The sequence below is a fragment of the Orbaceae bacterium lpD04 genome, assembly GCA_036251935.1.
Lineage (GTDB): Bacteria > Pseudomonadota > Gammaproteobacteria > Enterobacterales > Orbaceae > Orbus > Orbus wheelerorum.
Genome location: CP133967.1, coordinates 1,968,174 through 1,987,641, shown reverse-complemented (window position 1 = coordinate 1,987,641; position 19,468 = coordinate 1,968,174). Strand labels below are relative to the sequence as shown.

17 protein-coding genes and 1 pseudogene are annotated in these 19,468 nt (G+C 32.7%); 15 read left to right on the top strand and 3 right to left on the bottom strand.

Features of this window, described 5'->3' with window-relative positions; genetic code table 11:
• Window positions 1-328 precede the first annotated feature (328 nt).
• Window positions 329-445: pseudogene (locus tag RHO14_08945) on the bottom strand (single-stranded DNA-binding protein).
• A 364-nt stretch (window positions 446-809) separates the two neighbouring features.
• Here RHO14_08945 and RHO14_08940 point away from each other — a divergent pair.
• The gene (locus tag RHO14_08940) at window positions 810-1,157 is read left to right on the top strand and encodes a hypothetical protein (protein WVD70481.1); all 348 of its coding nucleotides are present in this window, start codon (window positions 810-812) and stop codon (window positions 1,155-1,157) included.
• Between the two features lie 321 nt (window positions 1,158-1,478).
• Here RHO14_08940 and RHO14_08935 read toward each other — a convergent pair whose 3' ends face one another.
• A complete protein-coding gene (locus RHO14_08935) occupies window positions 1,479-1,901 on the bottom strand; it encodes a hypothetical protein (GenBank protein WVD70480.1) in 423 nt (140 codons plus the stop codon).
• A gap of 341 nt (window positions 1,902-2,242) precedes the next feature.
• On the opposite strand from RHO14_08935, the gene RHO14_08930 reads away from it, so the two are divergent.
• The 9 genes from RHO14_08930 (at window position 2,243) to RHO14_08890 (ending at window position 7,470) form a co-directional block, all read left to right on the top strand.
• Window positions 2,243-2,410, top strand: coding sequence for a hypothetical protein (locus tag RHO14_08930; GenBank protein WVD70479.1), 168 nt, complete (start codon window positions 2,243-2,245; stop codon window positions 2,408-2,410).
• A gap of 289 nt (window positions 2,411-2,699) precedes the next feature.
• Window positions 2,700-3,107, top strand: a complete 408-nt coding sequence (locus RHO14_08925) for a hypothetical protein (protein ID WVD70478.1) — start codon at window positions 2,700-2,702, stop codon at window positions 3,105-3,107.
• Between the two features lie 397 nt (window positions 3,108-3,504).
• Window positions 3,505-4,275: a GAF domain-containing protein gene (locus RHO14_08920; GenBank protein ID WVD70477.1), complete on the top strand. Its 771-nt coding sequence runs from the start codon at window positions 3,505-3,507 to the stop codon at window positions 4,273-4,275.
• Complete coding sequence (locus RHO14_08915; GenBank protein ID WVD70476.1) at window positions 4,272-4,769, top strand: hypothetical protein; 498 nt, start codon at window positions 4,272-4,274, stop codon at window positions 4,767-4,769. Before RHO14_08920 ends, RHO14_08915 begins: the two co-directional genes overlap by 4 nt.
• A gap of 226 nt (window positions 4,770-4,995) precedes the next feature.
• Complete coding sequence (locus tag RHO14_08910; GenBank protein ID WVD70475.1) at window positions 4,996-5,235, top strand: HP1 family phage holin; 240 nt, start codon at window positions 4,996-4,998, stop codon at window positions 5,233-5,235.
• Window positions 5,195-5,728 carry a lysozyme gene (locus RHO14_08905; protein WVD70474.1) on the top strand — a complete coding sequence of 178 codons (534 nt, stop codon included), beginning with the start codon at window positions 5,195-5,197 and terminating at the stop codon, window positions 5,726-5,728. The genes RHO14_08910 and RHO14_08905 overlap by 41 nt, the downstream gene beginning before the upstream one ends.
• Window positions 5,698-6,072, top strand: a complete 375-nt coding sequence (locus tag RHO14_08900) for a lysis system i-spanin subunit Rz (GenBank protein WVD70473.1) — start codon at window positions 5,698-5,700, stop codon at window positions 6,070-6,072. The genes RHO14_08905 and RHO14_08900 overlap by 31 nt, the downstream gene beginning before the upstream one ends.
• A 181-nt stretch (window positions 6,073-6,253) precedes the next feature.
• Window positions 6,254-6,727 carry a hypothetical protein gene (locus tag RHO14_08895; protein WVD70472.1) on the top strand — a complete coding sequence of 158 codons (474 nt, stop codon included), beginning with the start codon at window positions 6,254-6,256 and terminating at the stop codon, window positions 6,725-6,727.
• Window positions 6,728-7,374: 647 nt separating this feature from the next.
• Window positions 7,375-7,470 (top strand): hypothetical protein, encoded by a 96-nt coding sequence (locus RHO14_08890; GenBank protein ID WVD70471.1) that lies wholly within the window; start codon window positions 7,375-7,377, stop codon window positions 7,468-7,470.
• Window positions 7,471-7,691: 221 nt separating this feature from the next.
• Here the strand turns inward: RHO14_08890 and RHO14_08885 are convergent, their stop codons facing one another.
• Window positions 7,692-7,943 carry a hypothetical protein gene (locus tag RHO14_08885; GenBank protein WVD70470.1) on the bottom strand — a complete coding sequence of 84 codons (252 nt, stop codon included), beginning with the start codon at window positions 7,941-7,943 and terminating at the stop codon, window positions 7,692-7,694.
• A 252-nt stretch (window positions 7,944-8,195) separates the two neighbouring features.
• On the opposite strand from RHO14_08885, the gene RHO14_08880 reads away from it, so the two are divergent.
• The 5 genes from RHO14_08880 to RHO14_08860 all read left to right on the top strand — a co-directional run bounded on the left by RHO14_08880 (window position 8,196) and on the right by RHO14_08860 (window position 19,432).
• Window positions 8,196-8,462 carry a Rha family transcriptional regulator gene (locus RHO14_08880; protein WVD70469.1) on the top strand — a complete coding sequence of 89 codons (267 nt, stop codon included), beginning with the start codon at window positions 8,196-8,198 and terminating at the stop codon, window positions 8,460-8,462.
• 979 nt (window positions 8,463-9,441) lie between these two features.
• A complete protein-coding gene (locus tag RHO14_08875) occupies window positions 9,442-10,134 on the top strand; it encodes an endonuclease (protein ID WVD70468.1) in 693 nt (230 codons plus the stop codon).
• Between the two features lie 103 nt (window positions 10,135-10,237).
• Window positions 10,238-10,648 (top strand): YgiW/YdeI family stress tolerance OB fold protein, encoded by a 411-nt coding sequence (locus tag RHO14_08870; protein WVD70467.1) that lies wholly within the window; start codon window positions 10,238-10,240, stop codon window positions 10,646-10,648.
• A gap of 193 nt (window positions 10,649-10,841) precedes the next feature.
• Window positions 10,842-11,558 (top strand): epoxyqueuosine reductase QueH, encoded by a 717-nt coding sequence (locus tag RHO14_08865; protein ID WVD70466.1) that lies wholly within the window; start codon window positions 10,842-10,844, stop codon window positions 11,556-11,558.
• A gap of 293 nt (window positions 11,559-11,851) precedes the next feature.
• Window positions 11,852-19,432: an autotransporter outer membrane beta-barrel domain-containing protein gene (locus RHO14_08860; GenBank protein ID WVD70465.1), complete on the top strand. Its 7,581-nt coding sequence runs from the start codon at window positions 11,852-11,854 to the stop codon at window positions 19,430-19,432.
• Window positions 19,433-19,468: the final 36 nt, after the last annotated feature.

The window sequence follows — 19,468 nt, the reverse complement described above, 5'->3', positions numbered from 1 at the left end:
TCATTTTTATAATTCAATGAATTACTTAATTTTTTAGATTCCTGCTGGGGTCAATACTTCACACTTTCGTAGTTACAATAGATATTAACTACTCCAATTAATATAATCATATAGTTTTATTTATTATCCAATTTTATTCAAAATCACATTTTTATAGCAAATATAGTAAATGTGCTCATCGGCAACTATTACTTAACTATTATCGTAGCAACGCAGCTTGCTCAATTTATAAGCTAAATCTTTAGCACTGTTATGCAGATAAGTTAGACATTTCATACTTATTGACAATTTCGGTTGTATATTTATCTTGACCTGATTGATCTTGCTATTCACGCGTTTGTAGTTGGCCCTCAATATAAACCGGTGAACCTTTTATTAAATATTCACCAGCAATTTCAGATAATTTGCTAAAAATAACGACGTGATTCTATTCAGTACGATCCTTTTTCATAATAAATGAAATAATCATCTAACCATCATTGATAACTTTCTTGTGCTACGCGTTGCTGTATTGTCTTACCCGTAACCATCTTCATCAAGAAACCCTTTATCTCATAATTCATTTATTAGCTCACTAAGTGCGTACTGAGTGTATTCAATAGAATTTTAATGTGATTTGATTTTTTTTTAGAATTGATTGATATTGCAATTTCCATTGTTCATACGTCATATTCATTCACCTGTAAAAAAGCCCCAAACTTCAGGGCAGTTGAGGATTAACGTAATAATCCATAAAAACACTCGTAAATGGGTTTGTGAATGGTACGTTTTTGAGTATATAATTCACCAAATTAATTTTTGAGGTTTATATGGGTGTATTAAAAAAACTTGCTAAAGGTGAGTTTAGCTTAGCAGTTACATTTTGGGTGTTTGGGTGGTTAATTAATGGGCTGCTTTTAAATTCTTTACTTAGACTTTTATTATTTAGTGCCCATGGACCTACTAAATTAACAGCTTCTGTGTTACTGGTTATTATTGTTATCAAAGTATTCTTAGCAATAATGATTTGTATGGGAATTTATTCCATAATAAAAAACAAAGGTAAGACATTTTGGAGTGTTGTAGCCTTAGTTTTGCAAATTTTAACCGTCTTAGTTGCATTATTTTTTTCTGTAAAACTTGTACCTTCAATGTTAAAAGTGTTAATTTTTTTATAAATTATAATAGGTGGTGTAATCAAAACCACCTCACTTGTTATCAAATTAGATCGTTCTCATTGAAAGCTATCGGATTTGAATACTAACTTATCGCGTTAACAGGTTTAGCTGTAACATGTAGAACAAACTATCTTATCTAAACCTACTACGCTATATCTAACCTTTACGAGTTTTTCCAGTTAGTAGGGAACTTTTTGTTATTTAGATAATTCTCGTTTATCCCTGTTACAGTTCTAATTTTTAATCGATTTATTTTTTGAAGTGAATTTTAGGCGTGAAAAAAGCGACTGAAGTCGCTAAATAATTGATGATCTGATATTGTTAATTTAAATCTAATGCGTTTGCTCTAAATAAAGCCAAGATAACATCCATTTGGTTGTTATGCTGAATTGCGCCATCTTTATTTCTTGAGCTAGTGCTTTTCAATTCAAGGTATTTCCATAATGTTGAGGGGGCAATATTCGTAACATCGTTCCGCTGTACATAATCTAGGGCAAGATCAACACATATACTATTATTACTTTTTTCTTGTTTATCTGTTAATTTGAAGCCACTAAATCCTTTCAAATATCCTTTTGCAACGACGTAATAAAATGTTGATCTAGGGCAGCCTTTTATATATTTTTTCTGTCTCGCGATATTATCAAATTCTTTTTTAATTTGATTACTATTGATATGCTCTTTTTTCATTTTGGATAGTATTTCTAATGCCACATCACCAAAAGTATAATTAGGTTTTTTCATGTAAACTCCAATATAAATAAGAATTAATGATTCGGTATCACACTATTTTGCATAAAAAAGCGAATAACGCCAACTAGTGGCGTCGTGAGTAACTATTGGAGAGTTAAACACAAGAGTACTTTAAATGACATAAATACTAAAAGTCAATGCGAAAAAGTACTGGCAGGATTACAAGCTGATAAACGCATAACACAATTAAATACTTCTAGCAGATATGGGTCATTTGGGCTAGGCGCACATGTTTATGATCTTAAACAATTGGGTTATCCAATAGATAAAGTGAACATCAAAAATGAGCAAAATGACAAACATTATGCTCAAAATTTCATGAGGGTTAATTGATGAGTAATTTTATTGTCAATTCTTTCCAAGTTACTAGCTTGATAGTTGATGAATTAATGTCTACTGTTTCGGCTAATGCTTTTTCTAGCCGATGTGGTTATAAAAATATTAGCTTAATGTTTAGTGTGTTATATCCTAAGTGTGACAAAATAGTCATAGAAAATTAAATTGAGTTTATAGAGAGTTGCTTATTAAAACTAAAAAATTCACACAATAAAAAGGGAAAAGTGCAATATAAAATAGCCGAGCATTTGAATATGCCGAAATCAACAGTATTTGATAGAGTTAAATCTATTGAGAGTCATATTGTGCAGAAATGTCACGTTGCAATATAAGTAATTCCATATAACCCTTGGCGTTTTCGGGCAGGTATGATATAAATGTCTTAGTAAGTAAAAATTCGAGCCTTAGAGAAATCTAGGGCTTTTTGTTGTAATAATTATATGATATTCAAATATGAAAAAGTACTTTATAATCGCTTCTATTCTGCTACCCGTGTGTCTGCTGGCTATTTATTATTGGCCGAACAATGAATCTAGGGCAATTAGCGCCCTAAAAAAAAGAGCAACAGAAAAACTAATTGATTTCGAAAACTTAAAAACTTACAAACATGACAAATATGAAAACAATAAGTTAGCTTTTCAGGCGGTGACTATTTGTGGTCAAGTTAAGGTAAAGACAGATGTTGCTGATAGTTTTATGTATCTAAAAAGAAACTTTCTTGTTAATGTTTTGACCATCAATGATGGTAAAGATCTAGATGAAGATTCAATGCATTTTAGTGATTTTCAAATAGAATATAGAGAAGATAATTTCTCTTCTTATGTTTATGAAACAATGTATAAAGCGTATTGCACAAAATAATTTTAAAATTTCCAAAAGCCTGATTTAACCGTCGGGCTTTTTTATTTATAAACCCCTCAATTAAGAGGGTTTGTTAGCAAGGTAGAATTTTACAGCATCAACAATTAATTGAGACTGCGGGATATTTAAATCTTTACTAGATTGCTCAATCAATGTGATGTCATCAACGTGTAGTTTAAATCCTTTAACTTTAATTCCTTTTTTGTCATCGCCTCTTTGATTTAATCATGTTGGAAATACAGTTCAAACTAGATGGTTTAATAGGTATGCTCTTGCTTTTTCTAAAAAAGAACCTAGAATAGGGCATAAATTCTCAGTTGTTCCATAAATAATGATTAATTCAAAATTTACAAAATGTTATAAATATTTATCAGGTGTATCATCTGTATGTATTGTAATGTTATCTGTTTTTGGGGTCATAAATAGCTTTGATGTGTCAAGTGAGTGGTTGAAGGATCATCCGTTTTTTTTAAAATTCATTAGGTTAGTTATTGAGTATAGCATTCCATCTTATTTACTATTAATTGTTATATGGGTACTAAGTAAAATATTAAGTTGTTTTTTTTCAAATAAAAAATGGTCCCTTATCAAATCAATTTTGGATTACACTCAAAAGTCATTTTTTTCTTATTTAGATGAGCCTGAAGATTATCATAGAGTAACTTTATTTCAATTAAAGAAAAGTTATAAATGTTCTCCATGGTTTGAAAATGATAATTTTTTAAAGCGTTTATGTAATAGAGATAAATACTTAATCCCTATATTAAGATCTGGTGAGTTGTCACAAAAAACTAATGTGAAATTTAAAGTTTGTGATTCTAGCGATAAGAGTGAAGGAATAGCTGGGCGAGCTTTAGCTTCAAGAAAAACTATTTCTGTATCAAATCTTCCTTGTATTGGTGAAAAGACTACAATAAATGACATAAAAAAATATGCTAAGGATACTTTCTCTGATAAAAATATGATAGAGTATTACAGGAAAGCCAAAAAAACAATGCCAAGATCCATTGTGGCGATACCTATAGAAGTTAAAGGTAACCTTTGGGGGGTTTTAGTTTTTGATAGTCGATCTCCTGAGGCTATTTTTAATGAAGGTGAGAATATTAGTGGCGTGCATTCAATTCTTTTGCCATTATCTATTGCTGCTATATTGGAGGAGAAATCATGAAAAAACTTATATTAGATGAATGGATCAACATTCCTTATTCCGAAATTAAAAAAGTTAGAACTCATCAAAATACGGAATATTCATTAATGCCATCAGATGTTCCCTCTGGTGTTAGATTTGATGTTGAGAAAGTTAATAATGAAGTCTTTTTTTTAATTTATTTTTCATATTTTATCAATAAAGAGGATCTTGAGTTGAAAAAATTAGACGAATCGCTATTTATAAAAGTAGGTAAGTCTAGTCGTAAGCTCTATCAGATTAAATACCAAGTTGATGATATAGCAAAAGCAGAAATGCTTTTGAAGCTAAAAGAACAACAGTCAGTTAGTCGAACACACAAAGATCAATTTAATGACTTATTAAAACTATATAAAAATAATGATAAATTTCTTAAGGATAATATAACCAATTACTCTATGTTTAAAAATTTTCAGAAGATGTTTTCGAATATGACTCTTTCTAACAATCAGAAAAATCAGCATCAATGTAGTTAAACTTAGTTTATTAAATATATTTTTATAGCCTCAGTAAATACTGGGGCTTTTTTATTTCCAAAATTTGAGTAAGTCGGTAACTTTTTAAGGTTATATATAGATATTTTTTTAACTCGGCTTACTCAATTCAAATGTGGCGGACAGACTCAATTTCAAAATATTAACTTATACACAAGAACTGTTAGCGCCCACCCTATCAACTCACCGCTTCCAATAGGAGGCAATCATGAAGACTTTCATTATGGATAGATATTCATCGCCTGTCTCTTATTTTTGGGGAGCTATATGTACTTTAATTGGTGCTTTTAGCTTAAATGAGATAGCTATTATCATCGGTATTATTTTATCAGTTGCCACGTTCTTTATTAACTGGGCATATAGGCGTCGAGACTTTCAGCATAAAAAGAAGCTAAGAGAAGAATATTATGCCAAATATAAAAAGGATAACGACGACAGCGATTTGTAGTGTATCGGTCATTATTGGTATTGTTTTCGGTGATTATTCAGATGAAATCAGAACAAGTAAGGCAGGATTGGAAATAATCGGCAATGCAGAAGCTTGTCGAAATGAGCCATATTATTGTCCGGCCAACATTTTAACTGTTGGTATCGGCTCAACTACTGGCGAAATCGAACAACGCAAATACTCAGATGATGAAATAGCGCGGCGCTGGGTTGGTGATATCAAAAGTGCTGAACAATGCGTTAACCGGTTCGCCAATGGCTTTCATCTTCCGCAATCGGTTTTCGATGCGACCGTATCAATTACTTTTAATGTCGGCTGCTCAAAGATGAAAAGCTCAACAATGTATCGATATCTCAATTCGGGTAACTATCAAGCAGCTTGTAATGAGTTACCGCGCTGGAATAAAGCAAACGGTAAAGTATTAAAAGGCTTGGATATTAGGCGAGAAAAGGAGATGGCATTATGTCCACGCGATTTAAATCTATCGCAATAATTGCTGATATAGCCGCATTTGGGGTTTTAATAGCGATTTTTATCGATATTAATAACACATATACAAAGCTTGGGGTTATCGAAGTTGAGTTATCACAAGTTAAAGACGAATTTAAGCAGTACCAAAAATTAGTTATAAAAGTTAACGAGATAGATAGTAAATTTACTCATGAGCTTACTCATGCAAAAGCTGAAAACAATAAGCTTTATAACAATGTTATCAATGGGCTTGGTCGGTTGCAGCTCAACATCGATAAAACAACAAACCCACCTCCGCCAACTGGGATGATGCAAAAAACTGCGAACTCTCTGGAGAAGCTAGACAAAATTATTATTTACTCCTAGACGACATCATAACCAAAGACAATATGATTGTAGGATTAAAACATTACATTAAAGAGGTTTGTTTAGTAGATTAAAAATAGCGGTATGAGAATTCCCATACCGACTACCTTAGTCAATTAGTAATGTGGCGTGCTGCTGGCTATTTGTAATATAATTAATTATTATGTCTGAGAGGTTTATTATGAGAAAAAAAATATATTGTGTGCTGTTAAGCTTTTTTGGCTTTAGCGCTTACGGGGAGCTGCATCAAGTTACTGCTGATATGTTAGTAGGAAATTGGCGTTGTGTAAAAAGCGCATCAAAAATTATAAATTATAATGAAAAAGGCGATGCGATTAGCTATGAAACACAAGATTTAGGAAAGATATCATTAGCAACCTATAAAAAAGGTTCTAATGGAATGACGATAGTTTTGAATAATAAAGTACCCAATCCACCATATGGTTTTAAGATAAAAGATGAAGGGCAGTACACTCCACTTTTCCATGATGGTAGTAATGAGCAAGGAAACGATGTTAGATTAAGTTACGAGTATAGCTATATTTCTAATGACGAATATAAGCTAATAAATAATATTTTTTTTCGTGGTTCTAAATCAAAGCAAATAATTAGAGAGAATCACTCTGTATGGGAGTGTGCAAGAACTACAAAATAAAGAATTGACCATGTCTAGCCGTGAGATTGTTGTTTTTTGTATTTAAAACAAAGGTCGAATTTCAAATGTAACCCCACCAAGCCGACGAAAGTCGGTTTTTTTATGTCCGATTTTTATCCATTGAACTCGGTCAACTGCTCAAATTTTCAAAATAGATCATACTGCCAATCACACGGCAAATCATCAACCAAGAGCTTTACAGGATGAGTCTAGGAGAATAACCGCTAATGTCGAACTCTTAAGGCTGTCAATTCTGTGTGACTTAGGCTCATTCTATTGAGAGACATAATATGAACATTATTCAATTCAATTTTAACGAAATGGTTACTTTAAGCTGTAATCAAGTAATGACGACATCTTTAAAAGTGGCTAAGTATTTTGGTAAGCGTCATAAAGATGTTTTAAAGAAAAATTAGACATACGATTAATGATTGTGAAAACAACGAATACACACAGCGCAATTTTTCGCTATTTGATTTTATTGATAAAAATGGTGAAATTCAGCCTGCTTACAATTTAACAAGAAATGGATTTATGTTATTGGTTATGAGCTTAACAGGTAAAGCAGCCTTGCGCAAATTAAGGTTAAGTATATGTAGGCTTTTGACTGGATGGCTTAACAACTTCATAAAATGCAAAACAGCTAAATGAAGCAGTACAACGATTTAATGCTTGAGTATATGAAAGAAAAAGATGTGGCCAGTATGTCAGGTCGATTACTGCGTCGTTTGGGGAGAGAATAGAAACCATATCTTTCAGAAAAAATGAAGCAACTCGAATCACAATCGCAAATCAAACTATTAATTTAACTATTCAATTAATTAGTTTAATAGGAAAGCACTATACAATGTTGTTATAAAGTCTGTATTGCACACACAAGCTATTCAAATCTTAGGCTTGCAGGAATATGTGAGGAAAGTTTGTTTAGATAATTAAAAACCCACGTTAGTGGGTTTATGGTAAATCAAGATGAAGGACAGCCATTAAAAGCCCAGCCCTTAAAATCCTTTCTATAGTAACCCACAACTACTCCATTTGAAGATTTTTCATAATAACAATAAACTGTAGTCCAATCAGGGAAAGCTCCAATAAGTCTTATTTCAATTCCTGATGCACCAGGGGCTCCTTCATTTTTGGAATTACCTTGTGCATAAGAAGATGACGAAATGGCAAGTAAGCTTAGTACTACACTAATGACTAAAAATATTTTTCTCATAATAACCTCGTTTAAGTTATCCAAACAGCATGTAAATAGTATTATTTTTTTATTATTAATGCAATAGTTTAAATTTTATAATTATTTGATATATATCAATATTGTATCAATTTTGGTTTAATGATCTTCAAGATAATAAGACGCTGAATTGAAGTGACCCCATAAAGTTGGACACTTTGGTTAAGTAGCTCGTAAGGCTTGGTTTGGAATAATTCCCGGTGTGACTAAAACTCATTTCTAAAGGAAAAAATAATGAACTTAACTAAATTAGATTTTAACGAAATGGTTACTTTAAGTGGTAATCAAGTAATAACGACATCTTTGAAAGTGGCGACTTATTTTGCTAAGCGGCACTTGGATGTATTTAGAACAATTAAAAGACTTGATTGCTCAGGTGAATTCACAGAACGCAATTTTTCGCTTTACCATAAAATCGCCAGCTTACAGAATAATAAACCTCAACCATTCTACAATATGGCAAAGGACGAAAAGAAAAAAGTAGGCCGCCAGCAAGTATAAATCTGAGTTTGCGCAGCAAGCTAGAAAGCTCTGCTTACTTGACGCAACGGATAAGGGGTTAGCAGATTTTCTTGAAGTATCTAAATCAACAATAAACGAATGGAAACTTAGTGAAATAACGTTCTTGGACTCGACAAAAAAGGGGAAGATACATGCTGATTCTAAAATCGCTGATAAATGATATTATCGAGCTTCTGGTTATGAACATGAAGATTTTATACACGTTAAAATCATAGTTAATTCAGTTGATACCAGGATAAGTTAGATATTTCATATTTATTTAAGATACAAAAGCGCACAATGATTGATCAGTGCGATAAGATTAGCTTAATTAGTGGGTTAACAGAGTTACTAAAGTAGTTATCAACAGATTTTGGGGATTAAAAAAAGCATTTGGCCCTTAGACTTTAATTTTACAATCTTACTTAGTGCTATTATCACCTATCATTTTTATGTGACTTAAAATGCACCGTATTATATATACATTCAGTAAAATGCATAAACTAATATCTAATCGGATTTTTATCAGCAGGTATGGTTTACGCTGATCATGAATTTATCTTTATTTTTCATATTGATACCCATAACAAAGCCTACTATTTAATTCGTTTTCGATATTTTGTAACGCTATACATTTATTGAAATTTTGATACAATTAGTTGATTGTTAATTAACCACTCAAGGGTTCTATTCATGCCAAAAATTGGTAAAAAGGTTTTTTGGGGCGTTATTGCTTTAATACTGGTAATTTTAATTATTGTTGATTCATCGATTGATTTTATATATTAACGAGATCACATATTCATCAAACGGCATAACTCATCTTATTTGATACTGAGTAATTCTTAGCGCATATATTTGGCTAATGATAAAAAAGCTACTTACCGCTAAGCTTTTATAATGTTTGAATTCTGTTATTTTTTGTTATTATCGATTTTGCTATTATTTGCGGCTTAAAAAAATACTGTAAATAATATTAATGAAAAAATCACTTATCACACTAATCTTAATTCCATTTCTAGCCACTTCAGCGCAGCAAAATTTTAATTATGCTAAAGTGCAATTAATCAAAATTTATCAATCTAACCCAGCACAGAAAGAATTTTATTGTGGCTGTGATTTTAATTTTACCGGTAAAAAAGGGGTTGTTGATCTAGATAGTTGTGGCTATCAAGCTAGGAAAAATCAAAATAGAGCAGAGCGCATTGAATGGGAACATGTAATGCCTGCCGAAAATTTTGGTCGTCAATTACAGTGCTGGAAACAGGGCGGACGTAAAAACTGTAAAAAAGATACCGCCTTTAATAAAATTGAAGGCGATATGCACAATCTACAGCCTTCAATTGGCGAAGTAAATGGTGATCGTTCTAATTATTCCTACTCCTTATTCACAAAAATATTTAATCAATATGGACAATGCCAATCAGCTGTTGATTTTAAATACCGCCAGTTTCAACCTCGAGATGAGATCAGAGGCATGATTGCCCGTACTTATTTTTATATGTCAAATAAATATAACATTAGCTTATCAAAACAAAGTAAGCAATTAATGATGGCTTGGGATAAAATGTATCCACCTAATCGTTGGGAATGTGAACGAAATAAGTTAATTAAGCAAATACAAGGTAACGATAATCAATTTATTACCGAGCAGTGCCAACGTTTCAATTAATTAATAATAAAATTATCACCGATTAATATTTGCTTAATATTTCTTTGATTAAATACTAAGCCTAAAGAGCGAAACGATAGTTAATAAATGAAAGGGGATAAATATGAAAAAATTAATGCCATTAGTACTAATTGCAACATTAGGTGTTTCTGGGGCAGCTTTAGCTAAGCATGATAATCAAGGCGGCTTTATTAATGCTGAAAATATGACACAAGTGGCACCAGGTGGATTTGCGGGTGGATTAGTTTCAGCAACAACTGTTGAACAAGCAAAGCAATTGCCTGATGATTCATGGGTTATATTACAAGGACATATCACTCAGCAAACCGGTAAAAAAGATTATATTTTTAAAGATAGTACCGGCGAAGTAAAAGTAGAAATTGATCATCGACGTTGGATGGGACAAACCATTTCTCCGACAGATCTCGTTGAAATAGCTGGAGAAGTCGATAAAGATTGGAATTCATTTGAAATCGATGTCAAAAGTATTAAAGTAGTTAATCAAGCTAAATAAGCCCATCTTAATAATTTAAACCGCCTCGTTGCGGTTTTTTTATTACCTCGATAAAATAATTGCAGTTCGCTAAAGTATAAAGACATCGCTAATAAAAATAGTGTATTATAGGCAAAATTTTGAATCTAAATCAAAGCCTTATAATTAATAAGGTTATTTATATTTTACCTCTCCTTTATTAGAAATTGAAAATATGTTTATTAATGCAAATAATGTTCTTAACACCTTAAATCCTCATAATAAAATTAATTATGATGCCATTTTACAAACAATGATTGAATCATGGAAACTAGAAACTAAAAAACCTAAATTACTTATTCATAGTTGCTGTGCGCCTTGTAGTACGTATGTCCTTGAGTATTTAGCTCAATATGCAGATATTACCATCTACTTTGCCAATTCAAATATTCATCCCAGAATTGAATATGAGCGACGTAGCCTAGTCCAACAAAAATTTATTGCAGATTTCAATCAAAAAACGGGTAATCAGGTGCAATTTTTAGAGGCACCTTATCAACCTGCTGAATTTATGAAACAAGTTGGCCATTTACGAGATGAGCCAGAAGGTGGAGCGCGTTGCCATCTTTGCTACAAGATGCGCCTTGATCTTGCTGCGATCCAAGCTCAAGAATCTGGTTTTGATTATTTTGCGAGCGCCTTGACGTTAAGTCCGAAAAAAAATAGCCAAAAAATCAATGAACTTGGTTTTGAAATCCAAGAAATTTTTACTGTTAAATACTTACCATCAGATTTCAAAAAAAATAATGGTTATAAAAGGTCAGTCGAAATTTGTAAAGAATATGATGTTTATCGTCAGTGCTATTGTGGATGTATTTTTGCCGCTAAAGAACAAGGTATTGATTTCAAAATTGTGATTGAAAATGCCAAAAAATCGCTTGAATCTTTATAATTCGACTAAACTATTAGCCCTTTCTTGATTTCCATTTAGGTAAATAAATACTATTTACCTTTTCTTATTCTTATTCAATTAATTTAAATCTTAATCCGATTTTTTATATTTTATGATTGTTTTTATTGATAAAAAAATTATGCAAATATTTTTTTCTTAAGATAAATCTATCTGTATTAATTTTATTTATACAGCCTTTTTAAGGTTCTAATCATCATTTCCTCAATTTATTTTATGATATCATACCGATAACCAAAACGGAGTATAAAATTAATAATGAAATAAGGATGAGTATGAACAAGATTTATAAAATAATGAAAAATAATTCGACAGGTTGTATGGTAGTTGTTTCAGAGTTAGCAAAAGGAGGAAAAAAAGGTAATAAATTAAAGTTAGCATCATGTCTTTTATTAGCAACACTATCTTATCAATCAGAAGCAACCGAAATAATCTCACAAGACTTTAATGCTAAAGACAATAGTCACAAAGCGGGAGAAATTATTATTTCTAACACTGTAGATAATATTGATTTAGGATTAGGAAAGGGTTTTAGCGGTATTCAAAAGGGAGAAGAAGTAAAACAACATACTATTACGACTCAAGAGACAATATCTTCTTTATATAAAATAAAATACACAGATGTAAATAATGCTGTAAATCATTTAACTCAAATAACGAATAATTTTAATAATGGCATAGCTACACAGGCGGATTTAGATAGTGCCAAGAATATGCTACAACAAGCACAAGATAAAGCCTCAGCAATTAGCGATAGTAAATTTATGGTTAATGACCCAAATAATTTAATTGGTAATAATAGCGAAGGCACTGAAATATCTGAAAAGCAACTCAAATATAAAGATCCGGTTAGTGATAAGACTTTTGAAATTACTGTAAAAGATAATTTAGTTAAAACAGGGGGGCGTAACGATATTCATGGTTTGGGAGTATCTGTCAATTTTTATGAAAAAACGGACAATGATGTGCAATATGACGAGATGGAATTAATAAAAGTTGTCGGTAATGGAACGGATATAACTGTTGAGAACAGCATTAATAATACTTTAAATAATCAAATTACTGCTATCTCCAAAAATGGCTCTGCAGTCATTCGCATTGAAGATGGTGCAAACCTAACCTTTGATACAAATATTTCATATTATACTGGCGGCGGCCGGTCGACATCTCAAGAATTTATTGAACAAAATCAATATCAATCAAAATTATCAACATCACTTTATAAAGTAAACTATAAAGGCGATGTTAACACCATATTAGGTGTAAGAAGTATTAATTCAGAAAGTGATTTTAACCTCTTTAATCAAGAGCTAATTAGCTATATTCAAAATAATGAACAACTCCGCCTTGATTATCCCAGCCAAGAAAAAATGCAATCGTTTTATGATGCACAAATTGCAGGATTATATACAGTTAGCTCGGTAGGCTCTTACGAAGTTAAATATGTGCTCACCAAGGAGGAATTAGCTGAGCTAGCTAAAGAGCAAGGCCTTGAAGATGCATTTAATAATAAAGTAACTTTAGCTGATTCGAAAACTGATGTTGGGCTAAAAACAACACATAATAACCATTTTGTTGGAATTGATAGTAGTGGTTCTATTATTACAGTTAATGAAAATTCAACGATAGATAATTATATTGCGGGTCAAGGGATCAGTGATGGCTCTGTTATTCGAGCTGATTTTTCAAATTCTGGTATAAATGGTAATAATATTATTAACGTTGATGGCGTAATAAATGCTCATGGTTTGGATGTAATAAGGGCTAATAATGCGGAAGTTTATGTCTCTGATACCGGAATAATTAATGGTAATATTAACGTGTATGGCCCAGGTAATTTTGGGGTAAGTAGCGGTAATATTATAAAAAATGCTGGGAATATAACAGGAAAAATAATTACTGAAAATAGCCATATTTCTAATTTAACCGGCGCTATTATCGGTTCGATTGAAAGCCTTGATGAAGTGCATATTATAAATAGTTTGGGCGCAAAAATAGCGGGTAAGGTGACAATTGGTAACAATGGTTCGATTGACAATATTGGTTCAATCAATGACTCAATTACGACCGGTAGTGACAGCAATATTACTAATCAATCAGGAGGGATAATTAATGGTAGTATTATTACTAAAACAAGTTCTCATGTTACCAATGATAATAATGCAAATATTAGTGGCTCGGTAGTTATTACCGGAAATAGTTCGACTTTTGATAATAATGGCGTTGTTGGTGGATCATCTTCTACTGATGGCGCAATAAGTACCAATAATAATTTAATTATTGGTAACAATGTTGTAAATTTAAAAACTAATTCAACATTAACTAACAATGGCGATATATATGTTGGTTACACTTATAATAACTCAACAAATACAAAAGCAATTGCTAGCAATAATAACGATGCTTATTCCGCAATAGATATAACGGATCTTAATACCCAACTAATCAATAATAAAACGATTCATGTTTCAAGTAGCCAACACGATATTAACGTTATCTCGATTAAAAATGGTAGTGAGTATGTCGATACGGTTAATTCGAATATAGTTTTAAATGAAGAAAATAGTATTATCCAAAATGTCGATAAGGATAAGGGAAATAATAATACGATAATCTATGTTGCAGGCAATAATACGGCAACCGATATAAAAGGAACACTTACCTTAAATGATGCTGGTAGTTCGGCTTTATTGGTTAAAGATCAGGGTAAAATCACGTTAAGTGGAACAGTAAATCTTAATAGCAAAAATATTTATGATTCGAATACAAATCAAAGCAGCCAAGTCAGAAGTTTTGGTGCTTGGATCGAAGGCGATGGTGCTAGATTTACGATGAAAGATAATGCTCAAATTCATTTAAATGCTGATAGAGCCATTGGTGTTCACATTCGAGATGGCGCAACGGCAGAAATTGATGATCATGCGGGTATTGTTTTTAGTGACAAACAAAATCAGATAGGTTTTTTAATTTCAGGTATAACCCAGCCAGCTTCTCTTATCTATAACAGTGATAAAAAATTATTGCTTAGCGGTGAGGGATCGGTATTGTTTAGAATTGAACGAGGCTCTATTTTCAATTCAAATACAATTGCATCACAAACGCCATCTTTATCCGTGTTAGATTCGAATAATACTAAAAATTCAACATTAATGAAAATAACGAATGGCGCCACATCAACGGGAACAAGTAATCAAACTATCGCCAATTTAAGTGGTTTTACACTCAATATTAATGGTGAAAATGCGAAAGGTATCAGTGTTGAAGGGGGCGCTCAAGTAAAAATAACCGATGATACTAAAATTTTATTAACTGGTGATAATTCGATTTTAGCGCAGATTGATGGTAATTATTATGATATTAATGGTGTTAATATCGCAACTTCTAATGGTAATTCCTACGTAGAAAGCTCAGCTAACTTAACCACCGATATTACTGCCGCAACAAATCAAATGGTTTCTGGTAAAAATTCCATTGGTTACTATATTACTAATAGTGGAAGGCTTGCTCATAAAGGCAGTGTTGATTTTAAAGAACCGAGCCAAAATAATATTGGCGTAAAAATTGATAGTGGAGGCACTTTAACGAGTCAATCGGGTTCATATATTAAAGTTATTGGCACGGCAGTTGAAATAAGTGGTAGCTCATCACTAGCAACAATTATTAATGCAGAGAATGGTAGTAACCCTGTTATTTGGGCTATTGGTAGCCAAACGTCAAATAGTGACGCCGCTTATCATGTTAAAGATCAAGCGAGATTAAAATTAACCGGGGATGGCATAACAAAAGCTGAAGGAACCGCCCACGGTATTTTAGTCGATGGTGCAAGCAAAATTATTTTAGATAATACTAAAATAGCGTTGTATAACAATGATGGCATAAGTTCAAGTTCTGGTAATGGCATTGAAAATCGCTCATCTTTAAATAATATTCAATTTGTTAATGGTGCTGTCATTGACGTTAATGATGGTTATGGTATTCACTCAAGTGTTGGATTTCTACAAACAGTGAGTGATAAAACATCGGGTATTATTAACGTTTATGGTCAGGGTACTGGCATTCGTTTTGAACAAATTGATTCCCTAACGGGTAATGTACTTGGGACTACCGATAATAGTATTAATAATACTGGTTATGAAAAAGTTATTATTAATGTTTTACAAAATACTGGCCATGGTATTTATGTCGACTCCAATAAAAGTGTCAATACTTCAGCTAGTGTGAATATTATTAGTAATATCGGCCGCTCGGCATTAGAAATTAAAGGTTCGACTAATACAGCTTCTCAATCAGGAAATTTACATACGGCAAATAATGACTCGGTTATTGTCGATTTAAATAATGGCTTTGTCGATACATTCACAAATGATGGTGAATTATTATTTGGTGATTTTAGTCAAAATAACTTAAATGAGTATCAATTTACTGCACAAGATAAAAGCGTTGCAAAAAATAGCTATGCAATTAAAACTCAAACTAATGAAAATGCCCTTTCTTTTACTAATGGCAGTAACGGTAAAATAAATGGAACTGTTGAGTTACTTGGTTATGGCAACTCTTTAGATCCTAACGATACCAGCAAAGGTAATACGTTTGTTTTACAAGGTGAGGGAAATATATTTAGGGCTGGTATTGGTGATGATCAATTTATTATTCATAGTGGATCTGGTGATGATTCAGGGGGCGAAAATCAACTTAAACAATTTACAAGTATTGATGGTGGTCAAGGTAATAATCAAATTACGTTTACGAGCGGTGCTAATTTTACGATCACTAAAGATGAAACGATCAAAAATATTCAGTATCTAGGACTAAATAATGCGAGTAATATCTCATTTAGAAACCTCAACACCAGCGATGGTTTAAACTCTGGTATTGAAACGTATGATATTGTCGATAAAGCAAGTAAATTAACCTATCAGTGGGCAAATAGTAATACGCTGTTTGATCGCACGTTAAAAGGAGAAGGAACATTTATTGTTGACCTTCAGCCAATGAGTCGCATGAATAGCTCTCTCAATGAATTCGCTTTTAATAATTCAGCGAATGTTGGTGACTTTACCGGAACATTGAATCTATCGAACCTTAAATTTACATTATTAGATACTGCTGAGCATCTTAATACCTCTGCACTAGCTAATGCAACGCTTAACGCCTCAAATAATAGTTATGTGATAATTGGTGCGGGTGAGCAAAATATTAAAGGATTAACGATTAGTGGCGGCACGCTCAATTTTGGCAATATTGACCTAAGAGATAATACTTCAGCCAATCATGTGTCTGTTAATGATCTAATATTAGAACAAGGTAATATTGAAATAGATGTGACTGGCTCAATTTACAATCCGACGATCCCATCGTCTTTACCAATACTTGAACAAGATGATGGCATTATCTTTACTAAATTGGTTTCGGCAAACAATATTTCAGGTAGTGCAATAAATCTCGATATTGATCGTAGTAAAATTAAATTAATTGATAATGATGGCAATGAAATTACCGAGGAAGCGGTAAGTCATTTAATTCAAAATTCACAAGTTGTTGCAAGAGCAACCTACGATTCAAGGATAACAAAGGGTAGCAATAATGACGGCTTATATGTGGGTTACGGCTTAACAAAAGTTGAATTAAATGCTAAAAATGATCTTAATGGTAATGCGTTTATTTTGGATGCCACTAATAGTAATCAAGCGAAAGCAGGAAGTCAGGAGCTCGATGCAATTATTACAGATTATGTAAATAGTGATGGAACATTGACTTATGGGGATCTGCAAATTAGAGGTGACAAATCGGTAACATTAAGCAGTACAAATACCTATCATGGTTCGACCTTTATAAAAGATAGCAGTACGTTAATTTCAGGAGCTAATAATTCACTTGGCTTAACAAGACTACTAAAACTTGATAGTAATACCAAGTACACGCTTAATGGTTGGGATCAAACGTTAGGTAGCATATACACTAGCAATAATTCACTTGTTGACATCAACAATGGGCAATTGATGATTAATGGTATTGATGGCACTGATTCAACAGCCGCATTAAGCTCTTATCTTTCCGCTGGCTCATTAATTGGCGCTGGGCAATTGATTGTAGGTGATCCAAGTTCGATTAGAACAACGTCGCCAACAGCAAATATTACGATTGTTGGTGATAATCTTGGCTTAACCGCTAATGTTACTAACAGCGTTAATGGTAGCATCAATATGGATTCACAAGGTGGATTAGGTTTAAGCTCTTTAATTAATGACGGCGAATTAAACCTTTATATGGCTAATGATAGTGTTATGAGTAATAGTACTATTAGCGGTAATGGCACCTTAAATAAATACAATTTAGCATCATTAACATTCACATTACCTCAAGCTAAAAACTACACAGGAACGACTAGTATTAAAGGTGGTTCCCTTATTTTTAAAGGTAATAATAGCGCTACGACTGACAGTTATGCAACTCACTTAGTCGATATTGAGCGTAATGGTACATTAGTTGGGCTTGATAATGCTATTTTTCAAGGAAATATTAATAATAGCGGTCGATTTTATATTGGTGAATCACCCAATAGTAATCGCGTTAGTCAACACAATGTGACGGTTAATAACTATGTGGGCACGGCCGAAAGTCGTTTGATTTTCAATGGTAAATTATCTGATGATAATTCACCAATAAGTAAGCTAATCATTAATGGCGATTCATCAGGGACAAGCTATGTATTGGTAAATAACATTGCTGGTTTGGGCGCAAAAACAATGAATGGTATTGAAATTATTGATGTAAATGGCCAGTCTAATGCGGAATTTATCCAGTCAGAGCGCATTATTGCTGGAGCATATGATTATATCTTACAGCGTAGTACGACAAATAATAATAACTGGGTTTTACAAAGTCAGTTAGCCGTTAGGCCTGAAATTGGTGGGTATATTGGTAATATGTTTGCTGCTAATAACTTATTTAACTCTCGATTATACGATCGCTTAGGCGAAACTCAATATACTGATTTACTTACTGGTGAACAAAAAGTGACAAGTATGTGGTTACGTTATCAATATGGGTACAACAAATTTGAGGCAGCTGATGGTGATTTATCGATTAAAAATAATTGGAATTTGACTCAAATTGGCGGTGATATCGCTGGCTGGAGCACTAATGGTCTTAATCGTCTGCATATTGGTGTGATGGCAGGTCAAGGTCGAAGTAAAAATGATTCAAAATCTAATCGAGATAATACTAAATCAGACGCTAAAATTGATGGCTATAGCGTTGGTCTTTATGCAACATGGTATAACAATAATGAAGATAAAACCGGTCTTTATATTGATTCATGGGCGTTATGGAATCATTTCAATGCAACCGTTTCTGGTGATAACTTTTCTGAAAAATATCACTTAAAAGGCATGACGGCATCGATAGAGTCTGGCTACTCTTTAGCAACAGGCACATTAGGTCATTATGACGTTTGGTTACAACCGAAAGCACAAATGATTTGGGGCGGCGTTAAAGCTAATGATTTTACCGAAAGTAACGGTACTCGTATTAGTTCTAATGATGGTAATTTACAAACCCGTTTAGGTCTTAGAGCATCATTAATTAGTAAGCTAGATATGCAAGAAATGACAAATCAATCAGCTCAGCTATTTATAGAGGCGAACTGGCTACATAATACGAAACTTTTTGATGTTACACTCGATAACGATATGACCGTCAGCCAAGATAGCGCTCGCAATATTGGCGAACTTAAAGTCGGGGTAGAGGGGAATATCCATAAAAATACCAATATTTGGTTTAATTTAGCCGGGCAAAGAGGTGATCATAATTATGAAAATGCATCAATTATGTTAGGCCTTAAATATAGTTTTTAATCCGTTAATAAAAAACAAAGCCGGCATTAAGCCGGT

Excerpts from the sequence above, each read along its gene's own strand:
- RHO14_08940 (WVD70481.1), top strand. The coding sequence starts at position 810 with ATGGGTGTATTAAAAAAACTTGCTAAAGGTGAGTTTAGCTTAGCAGTT.
- RHO14_08935 (WVD70480.1), bottom strand. The coding sequence starts at position 1,901 with ATGAAAAAACCTAATTATACTTTTGGTGATGTGGCATTAGAAATACTA.
- RHO14_08930 (WVD70479.1), top strand. The coding sequence starts at position 2,243 with ATGAGTAATTTTATTGTCAATTCTTTCCAAGTTACTAGCTTGATAGTT.
- RHO14_08925 (WVD70478.1), top strand. The coding sequence starts at position 2,700 with ATGAAAAAGTACTTTATAATCGCTTCTATTCTGCTACCCGTGTGTCTG.
- RHO14_08920 (WVD70477.1), top strand. The coding sequence starts at position 3,505 with ATGTTATCTGTTTTTGGGGTCATAAATAGCTTTGATGTGTCAAGTGAG.
- RHO14_08915 (WVD70476.1), top strand. The coding sequence starts at position 4,272 with ATGAAAAAACTTATATTAGATGAATGGATCAACATTCCTTATTCCGAA.
- RHO14_08910 (WVD70475.1), top strand. The coding sequence starts at position 4,996 with ATGAAGACTTTCATTATGGATAGATATTCATCGCCTGTCTCTTATTTT.
- RHO14_08905 (WVD70474.1), top strand. The coding sequence starts at position 5,195 with ATGCCAAATATAAAAAGGATAACGACGACAGCGATTTGTAGTGTATCG.
- RHO14_08900 (WVD70473.1), top strand. The coding sequence starts at position 5,698 with ATGTCCACGCGATTTAAATCTATCGCAATAATTGCTGATATAGCCGCA.
- RHO14_08895 (WVD70472.1), top strand. The coding sequence starts at position 6,254 with ATGAGAAAAAAAATATATTGTGTGCTGTTAAGCTTTTTTGGCTTTAGC.
- RHO14_08890 (WVD70471.1), top strand. The coding sequence starts at position 7,375 with ATGAAGCAGTACAACGATTTAATGCTTGAGTATATGAAAGAAAAAGAT.
- RHO14_08885 (WVD70470.1), bottom strand. The coding sequence starts at position 7,943 with ATGAGAAAAATATTTTTAGTCATTAGTGTAGTACTAAGCTTACTTGCC.
- RHO14_08880 (WVD70469.1), top strand. The coding sequence starts at position 8,196 with ATGAACTTAACTAAATTAGATTTTAACGAAATGGTTACTTTAAGTGGT.
- RHO14_08875 (WVD70468.1), top strand. The coding sequence starts at position 9,442 with ATGAAAAAATCACTTATCACACTAATCTTAATTCCATTTCTAGCCACT.
- RHO14_08870 (WVD70467.1), top strand. The coding sequence starts at position 10,238 with ATGAAAAAATTAATGCCATTAGTACTAATTGCAACATTAGGTGTTTCT.
- RHO14_08865 (WVD70466.1), top strand. The coding sequence starts at position 10,842 with ATGTTTATTAATGCAAATAATGTTCTTAACACCTTAAATCCTCATAAT.
- RHO14_08860 (WVD70465.1), top strand. The coding sequence starts at position 11,852 with ATGAACAAGATTTATAAAATAATGAAAAATAATTCGACAGGTTGTATG.